Raw genomic sequence first — 14,740 nt, 5'->3', positions numbered from 1 at the left:
ATCCGCACTCGCTTATCTTTGTTAGTTAAGTAGTTAATGGCTCTATCATGAAGAAGATTTTATTGTTTTTACTGTCAGGCTTTATTATTTCAGGTATCAGCGCCCAGGAACAGTTGCCCGACTTTTCCGTTTATAAAGTAGGGACTAACAGGGTGGTTGTGGCGTGGACCCATAATTACCAGGGAGTAAAACAAATCAGCATTCAGCGGTCAACCGATACACTTAATTATTTTAAAACAATAGGTACCCTACCCGACCCCGGCCTGCAGCAAAACGGATTTGCTGATGCCACTGCTCCCAATGACAATATGTTTTACCGGATTTTTGTGATGTTTGAAGGCGGAAAATATATTTCAACCAAGTCTAAACGCCCCACTGTAGATTCATCTGGCCTGGCCGATGCCTATAACAGCGGCAATAAATCGAATACGGAAGTTAATTTAAATCCCAATTTTATACCCGCGGGTTTTATACAATCTACTTATATTTTCACCTCGCCCGACAGGTATGTTCGGGTAGAATTACCAATGGATAAGAGAAAATATGATGTGAAATTTTATGGTGAAAATGGTCAGCCGCTATTCGAGCTTAATAATATTAAAGAGAAAAGATTTAAACTGGATCGCTCTTATTTCGCCACAGCGGGGTACATCAATTTTGAATTATATGCCGATGGCAAGCTGTTAGAAAAGAATAAGGTTTTCCTGCCTAAGGATTTTTGAGGATGGTTGACTAGTTGACTGGTTCATTAGTTGACCTTGTCAACTAATTGCATCCAACTCACCCCCTATTTCTACTTCAAAAACTCTTTCAAAATTCCGCTTCACTTTCTCTTTCACTTCATTCATATCTACTTCGCGGCCCAGCTCTTTTTGCAAAGAAGCGACTTGCTTTCCCTGTATGCCGCAGGGCACGATCATGTTAAAATAATTCAGATCGGTATTTACATTCAGCGCAAACCCGTGCATGGTGATCCAACGGCTGGTTCGTACGCCAATGGCACATATCTTGCGCTCCCGGCCCTTTTTGTCCGGGTCGAGCCATACACCTGTTTCACCTGCCGAACGTTCGCCCTGTAAACCATATTCAGCCAGGGTTAAGATAATCACTTCCTCAATATTGCGCAGGTATTTACCAATATCTGTATAAAACTTTTCGAGATCAAAAATGGGATATCCCACCAATTGTCCGGGGCCGTGAAAAGTAATATCTCCTCCCCTGTTGATTTTAAAGAAGTCAATGCCTAGTTTAGCCAGGTGCTCCTCACTCATTAAAACGTTGCCCATATCGCCGCTTTTTCCCAGGGTAAATACAGGTGGGTGCTCTACAAAAAGCAATTCATGACGCGTTTGAGGCTTCTCCGCAAGCTGGTCGAGTTCACCACTGTCCTGCAACTCGCGTAAACGTGTTTTAGCCAACACATTTTCCTGTAATATATTTTCCTGGAAATCCCATGCATCTTTATAGCGCATATTGCCTAAATCACGGAACTGAACTTGTTGTTTCACCTTGCGTTCGATAGTTTGAAATATGAAGAAAGAGTAAGAATTAACTGGCTTTTATGTAGACCAATTAATTTCTATAAGCAACAAAAATAAACACAATCGGTTCAAAACACATTAGTTTACCTTTGCACGCAATGAACGAGGAAGAAATATATACCGAACAACAGGATACGAGCGATGAACTGTATCAGAAATTTGTATTTAAGACCGATCCGGGCCAGGAAGCCTATCGTATTGATAAGTTTTTAATGAACCGTATTGAAGGAGCCACCCGCAACAAAATACAACAGGCTATTCATAACAAAATGGTGCTGGTAAACGGTAGCGAGGTAAAACCTAATTTTAAAGTGAAGGGCAACCAGGAGATTGTTGTTTTTACTGATACAGCACCTGATGAGAATGAAATTGTTCCTGAAAATATTCCTTTGAATATTTTTTATGAGGATGAGCATATCATTATTGTAAATAAGGCTGCAGGTATGGTGGTACACCCTGGCAGCGGTAATCCTAATGGAACCTTACTAAATGCGATGGCATGGCACCTTCAGCAGCAAAATGCTGCTATTAACGCAGAAACCCTCCCGCGTTTTGGTATGGTACACCGGATAGACAAAAACACCACAGGTTTATTAGTACTGGCTAAAACCGAATTGGCGATGAGGAACCTGGCCAAGCAGTTTTTCGACCATACCGTTGACCGGAAATATATCGCACTGGTATGGGGAGACGTGGCCGAAGACGAAGGAACCATTGTAGCACACGTGGGTCGCAACCTCCGTTTTAGAAAGCTATTTGAAGCTTACCCGGAAGGAGACCATGGAAAAGAAGCTATTACTCATTATAAAGTATTGGAGCGATTCGGATACGTTACGCTGGTACAATGTATATTGGAAACCGGGCGCACCCACCAAATACGGGTGCACATGAAACACCTGGGACATCCGCTTTTTAATGACGATTTTTATGGGGGTGACAGAATCATCAAGGGAACGGTATACGCTAAATACAAGCAGTTTGTAGATAATTGCTTTGCCATTTGTCCCCGGCAGGCACTGCATGCCAAAACACTGGGCTTTACACACCCGGCAACAGGCGAACGGGTTTTCTTTGAGTCCGATCTTGCCGCAGATATAGAAGAAGTAATAGAAAAATGGCGAAGATATACCACTGCTTATCGCCCTACAGAGTAAAACCCGGCAACAAACGTCTGCCTGTTAAATATCATCAATGAAATTAAAAGTGATCATTACAGGAGCTACCGGCATGGTAGGTGAAGGCGTTTTACATCATTGCCTTAATGATGACAGAATCGAAAGCGTTTTATCACTAAGCCGCAAGTCAGCTCATATAACTCATCCCAAGCTTAAAGAGGTCTTACATAGCAATTTTGAAGACCTGACGCCTATTGAACATCAACTGCAGGGCTATGATGCCTGTTTTTTCTGTCTGGGCCTGTCTTCAGTAGGGATAAGCGCTGAAGATTATTACCGGATGACTTATACCCTTACCCTTCACGTAGCGGAAGTATTATGCCGGCAAAATACGGGAATGACTTTCTGCTATGTATCTGGCGCCAGTACAGACAGTACTGAAAAAGGGAAAATGAGATGGGCTCGTGTAAAGGGGAAAACCGAAAATGATTTGCTGAAACTTCCTTTCAAGGCAGTATATAATTTCAGGCCGGGTGGTATGGAATCGTTTAAAGGTGCTGTAAATGTGCCAGCGCTTTACAAGCCGGTTATTAAACTATTAAAATGGGTAGCTCCTCGAAAACTGATCCATCTCTCTGAATTAGCAAAAGCCATGATACTTGTGAGTACACATGGCTTTCATAAAAATATACTTGAAATAAGCGATATAAAAACCGCAGCAAAGAGTTAGTCTTTTTGCTGCTCTTCAACTGTATTATCCATACGCTCTTCCTGTGCTTCTTTGATCAGTTTTTCTTTGCTTTTCTTGCCACCTTTTACCAGCTTCATGATAACCGGGAAAGTAGTGATCACAACAATGCCAATAATAATGATTTCCAGGTGAGCAGTAAGGTCAAAATTATAATGACTCAACAGCCATTTTTGCAAGAAGTGACCGGCAAAAATCAGGCTGAATACCCATAAGCAACAACCCAGAACATTGTAGAAAGTAAATTTAGCTCTTTCCATTTTCACAATACCTGCAATAATAGGAGCGAAAGTTCTGATAAAAGGAAGAAAGCGGGCTACCACAATGGCAAATCCGCCGTTCTTTTCGTAAAAGTCGTGCGCCTGCTCAAGGTATCTTCTTTTAAAGAAAAAGTTCTCTTTCCAGGTATACATCGATGGGCCCACTTTTCTACCTGTCCAATAGCCTACCATATTACCTAATATACCCGCTAAAGCAATCAGGCCAAACAATACAAATAGATCTACCCACTCATTATGTATATGCCCCAAACCAATTACCTGCATAAACTGGTTAGCTAAGCCTGGCACCGATTCACCTGCTTTTTCCATCTTGTGGGCAAAAATGCCCGCTATAAACAATAAGGTATCGCCGGGCAGAAAAAAGCCTGCAAATAACCCTGTTTCTGCGAAAACAACAAACAATATCAACCATAACCCTCCATTTTCTATATACCAGGTTGGCTGCAATAAATCCGTCCACTGAAATGCCGTGCTCAATAACTCGATCATGATTTAATTTTATCGTTCGTTTTTGTTTATGTGTTTTACTACCAAAGCAGTTATGCTAAACCCGTCAAAGATAAGGTCTATCATTTGCTAGCGATTCAACAAAAGTGCTAAAAAAAGGTTTAAACCTGCAGATAAATATTTTCTAATCTTTGAAAGCTAGCGCTTTCGACTCATCGAACTCCTTTTCCCATTTAGCTACCACCACGGAGGCCAGGCAGTTACCAATAACGTTTACAGAGGTTCGCCCCATGTCCATCAGCTCGTCAATACCTAAAATAGCAGCAATAATTACAATAGGTAAGCCAAATTGCTCAGCAGTAGCAATTAATATAATTAAAGATGCCCGTGGTATAGCGGCAACCCCTTTACTGGTGATCATCAAAGTTAAGGCGATCAGTAATTGCTGGCCAAAGGACAGATCCATGCCTGCCGCCTGCGCCACAAAAATAGACGCTAATGATAAGTAAAGCGTGGTACCATCCAGGTTAAAGCTATATCCCGTTGGGACAACAAAGGACACTATGTTCCTAGGAACACCGAATTGTTCCATATTTCTCATTACTGCTGGTAAAGCCGCATCTGAACTGGTAGTAGCAAAAGCTATAGAAACCGGTTCTTTGATAGCCTGGATGAATTTCTTAATAGGAATTTTAAGGTACAATGCAACGGGTAACAGCACCAATAATATAAAAGCGATCAGGGCTGCGTACAGTGTAATAAGCAGCATGAACAGGTACTTTAAAATATCTATACCCATGTGGCCTACTGTATACGCCATCGCGGCGCCTACCCCAATGGGAGCGAAATACATGATGAGGTGGGTATACTTAAACATGGTTTCTGACAGGCTTTCCATAAAGTCTACAATTGGCTTTTTCTTACCCTCCGGAAGCTTCGCCAAACCAATTCCAAATATTACAGAGAATATTACAATCTGCAGCACCTGGTTTTCATAAACAGATTTCACGATATTTTCAGGAAAAATGTCCCTGAAAAACGATGTAGTTTTGTAAATCCAACGGTCGCCTTCCGGAATATTTTTAAGGGCGGCAGCGTCTGCCTCTTTTACTACCGAGGTTTTGGGCAGATCGTGATGCGGGATTTTAGATGCATCGATCCCTACCCCAGCTTTGGTAATATTAATAGCAGCCAACCCAATGAATAAAGCAATGGTAGTGGCACTGTAGAAATACAGTAAAGACTTCCAGGCCATTCGCCCTACCTGCTTCAGATCTGAATGCCCTGCGATGCCATACACGAGGGTTGCAAAAAGAATCGGTCCAACAATAGTTTTAATTAATTTAATGAACCCCTGGCTTAAAGGCTGAAAAGACAGCGCTACCCCCGGGAAGTCACTTCCCAGTATCACCCCGAATAAAATGCTAACGAGGATCCAGGTTGTGAGAGATTTTTTTAAAAAAGCAAAAAGGATAAGTATGATAACTAATATCCACCTCGAAGCAAATAGCAACTGAGTAGGCAAAGGACTGACTTCGAAGCTAAATAAATGTATTATAGCCACAAGCGTGAATGCTATGAGTGCAATTAATCCGGCTTTTTTTGTTTTCATCATATATCGAGGCAGGCTTAAAAACTAATTTACGGTACTTAAAACTTGGTAAAATAGAGAATAATATGTGTAACTTCCAAAAGTTTTGTTAAGGTGTATACGATTATTCCTTATTTTTCCTCTGTAAAAACAATTGATCAAAAAATAATATACCACTCAAAGTAGACACTTATGGGATTATTTACAAAGAAACCTCTTAGTATTTTACTGGCGGAAGCATCCGACTCTGAGAAAGGCCTGAAGCGTACACTCACTGCCGGAGGGCTCGTGGCATTAGGTATTGGTGCCATTATAGGCGCAGGCCTTTTCGTACGTACTGCTGCTGCCGCTGCGCAAAATGCCGGGCCATCCGTAACATTTGGTTTTATTCTGGCGGCAATAGGCTGCGCTTTTGCCGGTCTTTGTTATGCCGAATTATCTTCTTCAATCCCAATCTCGGGTAGTGCTTATACTTTTACCTACGCTACTATGGGGGAAATGCTGGCATGGGTAATTGGCTGGGACCTGGTACTTGAATATGCAGTAGGCGCTGCCACCGTAGGAATAGCCTGGAGCGAGTATCTGAACAACCTGCTTGTAAACATCCTGCATTGGAAACCTATTGCCTATGAATGGTGCCATTCCCCCTTCCAGGTGTCACCGGAAGGTATAAGAGGCATTATGAATATTCCCGCTTTATTTATAGTTACATTAATGAGTATGTTATTGATCAAAGGAACTTCCGAGTCTTCTTTTGTAAACGCCCTGATTGTGATTGTAAAAGTGACTATCGTTATATTAATAATTATCCTGGGATGGAAGTTTATTAACCCTTCGAATCATACTCCTTATATACCTCCTGCTGAAAAATACGTGGATCACCAGGGTGTGACTCATAATTTTGGCGGCATCATGGGTATTTTGGGGGCTGCGGGAACGGTATTTTTTGCATTTATTGGTTTTGACGCTGTGAGTACGGCAGCCCAGGAAACCAAAAATCCGAAAAGAGCTTTACCCATTGGGATCCTGGGGTCTTTGGCTATTTGCACAGCTTTATATTTATTGTTCGGACATGTATTAACAGGATTAGCACCCGTTTCTTTCTTTAGAGACCCAACTCAGGGTGGAGAAGCTTCAGTGGTAGCAGCTATTCAAAATTTTATGCCTGGCTATAAATGGTTAGCTGATGCGGTAACCATTGCGATCCTCGCAGGCTTTACATCTGTTATACTGGTAATGCTTTTGGGACAAAGCCGCGTATTTTATTCCATGAGTAAGGACGGTCTTTTGCCTGCTTCATTCAGCAAATTGCATCCGAAATTTCAAACACCTTATAAGGGTAACCTCATCATTCTTTTATTAGTGGGACTGTTTGCCGCATTTGTACCGGGCGATGTGGTAGGTCATATGACCAGCATAGGAACTTTATTTGCGTTTATATTGGTTTGTGCTGCGGTGATTATTCTCAGAAAAAAAGAACCCAATTTAAAACGTGAGTTTAAAACTCCTTTTGTTCCCCTGTTCCCTATTCTGGGAATCGTTTCTTGCCTGGCTATGATCCTGGGTCTTGGATGGGAAAACTGGGCCCGCTTAGGTGTGTGGCTGGCTGTTGGTTTTGTTATTTACTTTGGCTACAGCGTTAAAAACAGCAAGCTGGCCAAGGGTCAGGTAGTAATTCCGGAAGATCCTCCCGGAGATGGCCTGCACTAATTGAAACATTCTGATTTTTTTAATAGCAACCGCCTCCTTAAAAAAGAGGCGGTTTTTTATTAATGCTTGCTTAGATTTGCAGCCTCAATTTATATTTTTTATGGGAAGGATATTTGAAGTTCGTAAGGCCTCGATGTTTGCCAGGTATGATAAAATGGCTAAGAACTTTACCCGTATAGGTAAAGAAATTATTATTGCTGTTAAGGCAGGTGGACCAGATCCCGCACAGAATGCAGCTTTACGCCGTTGTTTTCAGAACGCCCGGAGCGTAGGTATGCCTAAAGACCGTGTGGAAGCAGCCATTAAACGTGCGCAGGGTAAAGAATTAGTGAACTACGACGAAATTTTGTACGAAGGCTATGCACCACATGGTGTTGCGTTGCTGGTTGAAACTGCAACAGACAACCACGTACGTACAGTAGCTAATGTAAAGTCTCATTTCAATAAAGGTGGCGGTGCCATGGGTAATAGCGGCAGCGTGGCTTTCCAGTTTAATAAAATGGGAGTTTTCAAGCTAAATCCTGAAGGTTTAAATACAGATGATCTTGAATTAGAACTCATCGATTTTGGATTGGAAGAATTAGGAGAAAGTACTACCGATGAAGGCAAAGAGGTAATTGTTTTGCGGGTAGCTTTCACTGATTTTGGCAATATGCAAAAAGCACTGGAAGAAAAAAACATAACACCTATCAGTGCAGAGCTGGAATGGATACCCTCCACTACCGTTCCTGTTACAGACGAACAAGCTGAAGACATCAGTAAGCTGATCGAACGCCTGGAGCAGGACGAAGACGTTCAAAAAGTTTTCCATAATATGGGATAAAGAGGCTGATAGTCGATAGGCCATCAGCTATGGTCTATCGACTAATTTGCTATATTTGTTTCAATGGATAATGATAAAGAAGTTGAAGCATTATTGACCCTGATCGAAGACCCTGATGCCGAAGTATTTGAAGCGGTAAGCAATCGTATTATCTCTTATGGTACACCTATCATTGCCAGCCTCGAAAACCTTTGGGAAAACACCATCGACAATAATGTGCAGGAACGTATTGAACTGCTCATACATCGTCTCCATTTCATCAATCTTAAAAACGATTTTATAGCGTGGAGTAATGCGCCACATCATGATTTGATACCTGGCGCCTTATTGGTAGCAAAATTACTTTACCCTGACTTGCATACCGGAAAAGTGATCCAGGATATTGAAAGACTGCGGCGTAATATCTGGATCGAATTAAACAATTACCTTACCCCTCTTGAACAGGTAAATGTTGTTACCAGCATTTTATATAACTACTTCGGGCTGAAAGGATCACTTGGAGAGGCACGTTTACCTAACGAATTCCTGATCTCCAGTATCATCGAATCCAAAAAAGGAAACCAAACAGGCAACGGCGTACTGTATCTCTTACTTACCGAATTATTGGATGTCCCCATCAGGTTATTACCCATTCCCAACCAGTTTGTGCTGGCTTATTTCAAATCGAAAACAGAGAAGGACACTGAAAAACTACATCTGAATATCGAATTTTTTATTGATCCCACTTTAGGACAGGTATTTACCCATAATGATCTATACAACTACTTTAACAAGCTTTCCGTAGCGGTGATACCCGATTATTTCAGGCCTCAAAACAATAAACAGGTAATAGCAAAATTGCTGGAAGACCTGGGTAAGTGCTACGAAACGGATGACAAATCCTATATGTTGAGGGAAATTGAAGAATTAATTGCAATCTTAAGGGATTAACTCTACCACCCCAACCATTCCCTGGAATTTGTTAAAAAAAATCAGAAAATTTTAAAGGCTTGTTAATTATACGAAAGAAATCGTAAATTGCTTAAAATTTTGGTGTATGGCAGACGTTAAAACATTGAAACCGACAGAGAGTGAACTGGAGATATTGCAGGTACTTTGGCAAAAAGGTAAGGCAACAGTGAGAGAAGTTCATGAAGAACTGGTTACCGGAAAAGATATTGGCTATACCACTACCCTTAAGCTCATGCAAATCATGAATGACAAAGGACTGGTGGACAGAGATGACTCAGCGAGAACTCACATATACAAAGCAGCTACAGACAAAGAAAATACGCAAAAGTTTTTGCTGAATAAGTTTATTGGCAACCTCTTTGGCGGATCATCAACTCAACTCGTAATGCAGGCCTTGGGTAGCCAGCAGGTTACTGAAGAAGAGTTGGACCAGATACAATCTTTGATTGACAACTTAAAGAAAAAGTAAACCATGAACGCAAGCTTGCAATCGGTACTAACTGCTTTGGGAAATGCTGTTATTAACAGCGTCTGGCAAACAGGCTTAATATGGCTGCTCATTGTGGGCTATACACGTTTTTACAAACGCTTATCAGCTGAGCAGTTAAGTAATATAAGTTTTGCCGGGCTTCTTACAGGGTTTATCGCTTTCATTGCAACTTTCTTTATTTCATTAACAAATAACCATTCGGTATCAAGAATAGTAAAATGGATCAGCAATATCCAGTCCTCCCAACCAATTATGGTGTATGCTGCTATTGCCTATATGGTTCTTTTAATACTGCCAATAGTTAAGCTGGTAATAGGAACGAAAAGTATTTACAAATTGCGCAGGCAAGGATTAGGAAGAGTTCCGGGGACTTTAAAGATATTTATGCTGGATACAGCTCAATATTTGAACATTAAAAGAAAGGTAAGCATATTTACGTCCACTATTATCTCATCTCCACTAACAGTAGGCTTTATCAGGCCTGTAATCTTATTACCGGTTGCAATGGTAAACCAGTTAAGTATTGAGCAGACTCAGGCTATAATTTTACATGAGCTGGCTCACATAAGGAGAAATGATTACCTGCAAAACCTGATCACACAAATAATCCTGACCATTCTCTATTTTAATCCATTTGCCCGCTTATTGGCAAAGACGCAAAACCTGGAGCGCGAAAAATCGGCTGACAACTGGGTTATGCAATTTGAATATGATAGTTGCATGTATGCCAAAACCCTCCTGCTGCTGGCCAGGCAAAATACAGGAGCGACTAACAACTTAGCAGTTCCTATTTCCGGTAAACGCTCTCCGCTCCTGGAAAGAGTGGAGTTCCTATTAGGCTCTGGCAAAAGAAGGTATCCTTCTGTAAAAAGTCTTTCTTTTTTATGTACTTTAATAGTTACCATGCTGGTGTGTTCGCTGCTAAACCGGCCGGTTTCTGATCGTAAAACCGATCGGGCAATTGCATGGACTGCAGAGCCTGCCACAGGCTTACAATTTGCATCCTACACTGAGCCGTTACCAGCTACAACCGAACCAGTAAATATAGTTATCGCTCCTGAACCGACAGCTGAAGCGACCCAGGCAACTCCTGCAACCTGTGATAATAATAAGAGCAAGCCCGGTTACGAAAAACAATTAGTAGAAATAGTAGAGTGTGTTGATAAAGAAAAAACTCCGGCTACTTTTGTAAGTCGTTTTGAAACGGTAATGCCGGTTTTAGCAGAAGAGGAAGAAAAAGATGTACAGGAAGCATTGAAAGCTACTCAAAAAATTGTTGTTGAATTGAGCTGGAACGCTATAGATAATTCGCTTGCGGAAACCGTTACACAACAGGAAAAGCAAGCCCTCAAAGAGGCTTATAGACAAAAACTACAAACTGCCAATTGGGAAAAACAAGCCGATATTTTACGCCTGCGCTATAAGGATATTAACTGGGAAAACACTGTTAAGAAGCTGACATCAGCTGTCGCTGAATTTAAGGTTGATAGTATTTACAAAGAATACAAAAATGTAACCCAGGCACTATATGGCTATAAACAACAGCTGGAACAGGATTCATCTTGCCAGAAAAAAGAAATTACTGCTGTTACAGGCCTTATCAAACAGTATAGGGTAGCCATTCAAAAAATAGATAGTGTAAGAAGCAAAAAAGTGGTTGAGTTATAACACGATCAAAGCTTTTACAGGTCCTCCTTAAAACATCTTATCGATTGTTCCCGCAACATTTATTTCCATTCTCCTAGCTTAAATTTTTATTTTTGTTGAAGAGAAAAGAAAACTATGCGCATTACAGCAGAAAACAGATTTAAGAAATTAATTGTTATTGGTGACCGGATACTGATTAAACCGCAGAAACCTGATGAACGCACCGCCAGTGGATTGTATCTTCCGCCAGGTGTGCAGGAAAAGGAAAAAGTACAACAGGGCTATGTGATTAAAACCGGACCGGGTTATGCAATACCAGTAGCGGTGGATGATGAGCCCTGGAAAACCGAAGAAGACCAGGTAAAATATGTTCCGCTGCAGGCAAAAGAAGGCGACCTGGCTATATTTTTATTGAGCGGCGCTACCGAGATCATGTACGAAAATGACAAATACTTTATTGTACCACAAAGTGCCATACTTATGCTGGAACGGGAAGAAGATTTGTAAAACGAGACCTCTATCTATCATTAAACACCATTTAAAAAAAACATACTCATGAAAGGATTCAATGCAAATATTGAGCAGCTCACTTTAGAAAATGAAAATTTCAGGAAAGTATTATATACTTCCAAACACATGCAGCTAGTGTTGATGAGCTTGTTACCGGGAGAAGAAATTGGTGAAGAAATACACAATGAAAACGACCAGTTTTTTCGCTTTGAGCAAGGTACAGGAGCATGCATTATCGATGGTAACAGGTACTCCGTAGCAGACGGGGATGCTATTATTATTCCTTCAGGTGCAAAACATAACGTTATTAATACTGGGCATGATTCTTTGAAAATGTACACCATTTACGCCCCTCCTCATCATAAAGACAGCATTGTGCGGGCCACGAAAAAGGAAGCAGAAGAAAATGAAGAGGATTTTGACGGCCAAACCACCGAGTGAGCAAGATGATACAACTTGTGTGTCGATATTTCTCAGGCCTCATCTTCTGTATAGGACTCTCTGCTATACCTGCAGTAAATGCACAACAGAATGCGTTGTACATAGAACGTTCGTTCCAGAAATATAAAAGAGAACTGCGGAGACACCCGTACCTGGAAATGGTAGAGTTAAAAAGTAGGATACCCGCTATTATTTATGACTTAAGGTATGCCATTGCGGATAACTTCATGCAAAAGCCAATGTATCCCGCAGGAACCAATGCAACCTTTCTTCGCAAGCCTGCAGCAGATTCATTATTAAAAGTACAGCAAGAGTTGACAAAAGAAGGCCTCGGTATAAAAGTCTTTGATGCCTACCGGCCCTATTCGGTCACCCAACACTTCTGGGAACTGGTAAAAGACGAGCGGTATGTAGCCAATCCGGCCAAAGGAAGTAATCATAACCGGGGTACATCCATCGACCTTACATTAATTGATCTTAGATCAGGAAAAGAGTTAGATATGGGAACCGGCTTTGATAACTTTTCAGATACCGCACATCATGACTTTAAACAATTACCTCAACACGTACTATACAATCGTGAAAAACTAAAGACCCTCATGTCGAAATTTGGCTTTGCTCCCCTGTCTACTGAGTGGTGGCACTACACCTATCAAAGTAATTTGAAATTTAATGTATTGGATATTTCGTTTAAAAAGCTATCCCTTAAGTAATGTTTTGTTGTACACCGTCTTTTGTAAAAGGACTGCCAGCACATAAACCATCACAGCTCCTACCATATTCAGCCAAAGAAAGCCCAGGCTTATTTTCTCATATTCATTCAATATAAAAAGCAGTATGATCACTACTTCTGTAATGATTGCTGCAACGAAAACAGCATTTCCTTTAACCTGCTTAGCATAAAAAGCCACCAGGAAAACCCCAAGAATGGTTCCGTAAAAAAGAGATCCTAAGATATTCACGACTTCTATTAAACTACTCGTCCAGTTAGAAACAAACATGGCTACGCCTATACAGAACAAGCTCCACACAATAGTGTATATCTGCGAATAAGTATAGTCTCCCAACCGGGCCTTAGTGAAATATTTTTTGTGGATATCAATAACAGTGCTGGAAGCCAGGGAATTGACAGCAGCGGCGATGCTGCCCCAACTGGCCAGGAAAATGACTGCAATGATCAGCCCTACTAGTCCCTGCGGCAGGTAGTCGATCACAAATTTTAAAAAGATATAATTGGTGTCGTTATCGCTACCACCATTTTTTTTCACCAATTGTTTAATACTATTTCTCACGATCATCATGCTATCCTGCAGGTGAGACATTTCGTCGAAGTAGGCATTATTACTGCTATTTTGCTGGTACTGGCCCAGCAATGCTGCTTTCTTTTCGTCGATATGATGAAGAGTTTCCTGCAGTTCAGCAAGCCTGTTTTTGTGAACAGAGTTTTCGAGACGCTTCAACTCGTAGTCGTTAAAAAAAGCAGGCGCTTTATGGAACTGGTAAAAAGCAAATACCAAAACGCCCAACAATAAAATGCCAAACTGCATGGGCACTTTAACGATACCATTCATCAGCAGCCCCATCTTACTTTCTTTTAAGTTTTTAGCTGTGAGGTAGCGCCCTACCTGGGACTGATCGGTACCAAAGTAAGACAGTGCTAAAAAGAAGCCACCAATGATACCACTAAAAATATTGTACCTGTCGCCCCAATCGAAGCTCCCGTTTTCAAAACCCGTAGTAATAATATTAAACTTGCCCAACTTGCCACCTATGGTAATCGCATCCGTGAAGCCCATTCCTTCGGGAAGCTTGTGCACCATGTAGTAGCCCGCAAGAAAAAGCGCGATCATAATAATAAAGAACTGCAATTGCTGGGTATATGCTACAGCTTTAGCGCCGCCGGTAACGGTATAAACAATAAGTAGTCCACCCATTACCAAATTGGTAAGGTAAATATTCCAGCCAAAAATTACTGATAAAATAAGGGATGGGGCAAAGATGCTGATACCAGTTGACAATCCTCTTTGTAACAAAAAAAGCAGGGAAGTAAACGTTCTTGTTTTAGCATCGAACCGGTTTTCCAGGTACTCGTAGGCCGTATATACTTTTAGCCGGCTAAAAACCGGCGCGAAGGAGATACAAATGACTATAGCAGCAAGAGGCAGACCAAAATAATACTGAACAAAGCGCATCCCATCGGTGTAGGCCTGGCCGGGGGCTGCCAAAAAAGTTACTGCACTGGCCTGCGTGCCCATAATGCTTAAGAGAATGACATACCAGGGCATACTCCTGTTGGAAAGGAAATACCCTTCCAGGTCCTTACTACCACGGTTTCTGAATACACCATACAGGATAATCAGCAACAATGTACAGGCAAGTACGATCCAGTCCAGTGTTGTCATGAATACTTTTTAGTTAAATAGTAGAAAAATACAATCAATAAAA

Annotated in this window: 15 protein-coding genes; 11 read left to right on the top strand and 4 right to left on the bottom strand. The window is 41.3% G+C overall.

All coding sequences use genetic code 11. The features are described from left to right. The first annotated feature begins 47 nt into the window (after positions 1–47). The gene (locus tag ACLOAU_RS21000) at positions 48–722 is read left to right on the top strand and encodes a hypothetical protein (protein ID WP_427863865.1); all 675 of its coding nucleotides are present in this window, start codon (positions 48–50) and stop codon (positions 720–722) included. Between the two features lie 39 nt (positions 723–761). On the opposite strand, the gene lipB is transcribed toward ACLOAU_RS21000, so the two are convergent. Next, positions 762–1,508 (bottom strand): lipoyl(octanoyl) transferase LipB, encoded by a 747-nt coding sequence (lipB, locus tag ACLOAU_RS20995; protein ID WP_427863864.1) that lies wholly within the window; start codon positions 1,506–1,508, stop codon positions 762–764. A 131-nt stretch (positions 1,509–1,639) separates the two neighbouring features. Between lipB and ACLOAU_RS20990 the strand changes: the two genes are divergently transcribed. Continuing rightward, a complete protein-coding gene (locus ACLOAU_RS20990; RefSeq protein WP_427863863.1) occupies positions 1,640–2,695 on the top strand; it encodes an RluA family pseudouridine synthase in 1,056 nt (351 codons plus the stop codon). 37 nt (positions 2,696–2,732) lie between these two features. Next, positions 2,733–3,386 carry an NAD-dependent epimerase/dehydratase family protein gene (locus ACLOAU_RS20985; RefSeq protein WP_427863862.1) on the top strand — a complete coding sequence of 218 codons (654 nt, stop codon included), beginning with the start codon at positions 2,733–2,735 and terminating at the stop codon, positions 3,384–3,386. Here ACLOAU_RS20985 and ACLOAU_RS20980 read toward each other — a convergent pair. Together ACLOAU_RS20980 and ACLOAU_RS20975 are read right to left on the bottom strand one after the other, a co-directional pair. Next, complete coding sequence (locus ACLOAU_RS20980) at positions 3,383–4,174, bottom strand: DedA family protein (protein WP_427863861.1); 792 nt, start codon at positions 4,172–4,174, stop codon at positions 3,383–3,385. The genes ACLOAU_RS20985 and ACLOAU_RS20980 overlap by 4 nt on opposite strands. 142 nt (positions 4,175–4,316) lie before the next feature. Then, entirely contained in the window at positions 4,317–5,747 is a 1,431-nt protein-coding gene (locus tag ACLOAU_RS20975) for a dicarboxylate/amino acid:cation symporter (RefSeq protein WP_427863860.1), read from the bottom strand. 168 nt (positions 5,748–5,915) lie between these two features. On the opposite strand from ACLOAU_RS20975, the gene ACLOAU_RS20970 reads away from it, so the two are divergent. From ACLOAU_RS20970 to ACLOAU_RS20935, 8 genes are all read left to right on the top strand, one after another. Beyond that, positions 5,916–7,433, top strand: a complete 1,518-nt coding sequence (locus ACLOAU_RS20970; protein ID WP_427863859.1) for an amino acid permease — start codon at positions 5,916–5,918, stop codon at positions 7,431–7,433. A gap of 100 nt (positions 7,434–7,533) precedes the next feature. After that, the gene (locus tag ACLOAU_RS20965; protein WP_427863858.1) at positions 7,534–8,256 is read left to right on the top strand and encodes a YebC/PmpR family DNA-binding transcriptional regulator; all 723 of its coding nucleotides are present in this window, start codon (positions 7,534–7,536) and stop codon (positions 8,254–8,256) included. A 63-nt stretch (positions 8,257–8,319) separates the two neighbouring features. Further along, positions 8,320–9,186: a transglutaminase family protein gene (locus ACLOAU_RS20960; RefSeq protein ID WP_427863857.1), complete on the top strand. Its 867-nt coding sequence runs from the start codon at positions 8,320–8,322 to the stop codon at positions 9,184–9,186. 106 nt (positions 9,187–9,292) lie between these two features. Then, entirely contained in the window at positions 9,293–9,676 is a 384-nt protein-coding gene (locus tag ACLOAU_RS20955) for a BlaI/MecI/CopY family transcriptional regulator (protein WP_427863856.1), read from the top strand. Positions 9,677–9,679: 3 nt separating this feature from the next. After that, a complete protein-coding gene (locus ACLOAU_RS20950; protein WP_427863855.1) occupies positions 9,680–11,365 on the top strand; it encodes a M56 family metallopeptidase in 1,686 nt (561 codons plus the stop codon). A 114-nt stretch (positions 11,366–11,479) separates the two neighbouring features. Beyond that, positions 11,480–11,851 (top strand): co-chaperone GroES, encoded by a 372-nt coding sequence (locus ACLOAU_RS20945; protein ID WP_427863854.1) that lies wholly within the window; start codon positions 11,480–11,482, stop codon positions 11,849–11,851. 48 nt (positions 11,852–11,899) lie between these two features. Next, positions 11,900–12,295, top strand: coding sequence for a cupin domain-containing protein (locus ACLOAU_RS20940; protein ID WP_427863853.1), 396 nt, complete (start codon positions 11,900–11,902; stop codon positions 12,293–12,295). 5 nt (positions 12,296–12,300) lie between these two features. Next, positions 12,301–13,008 carry a M15 family metallopeptidase gene (locus ACLOAU_RS20935; protein WP_427863852.1) on the top strand — a complete coding sequence of 236 codons (708 nt, stop codon included), beginning with the start codon at positions 12,301–12,303 and terminating at the stop codon, positions 13,006–13,008. Here the strand turns inward: ACLOAU_RS20935 and ACLOAU_RS20930 are convergent. Beyond that, positions 12,994–14,697 carry a sodium:solute symporter family protein gene (locus tag ACLOAU_RS20930; protein ID WP_427863851.1) on the bottom strand — a complete coding sequence of 568 codons (1,704 nt, stop codon included), beginning with the start codon at positions 14,695–14,697 and terminating at the stop codon, positions 12,994–12,996. The genes ACLOAU_RS20935 and ACLOAU_RS20930 overlap by 15 nt on opposite strands. Positions 14,698–14,740 lie beyond the last annotated feature (43 nt).

Origin of the sequence: Paraniabella aurantiaca (assembly GCF_050309965.1) — a bacterium.
Taxonomy (GTDB): Bacteria; Bacteroidota; Bacteroidia; order Chitinophagales; family Chitinophagaceae; genus Niabella.
Note: the sequence above shows the minus strand (reverse complement) of the source record. Positions and strands in the feature narration are given on the sequence as shown.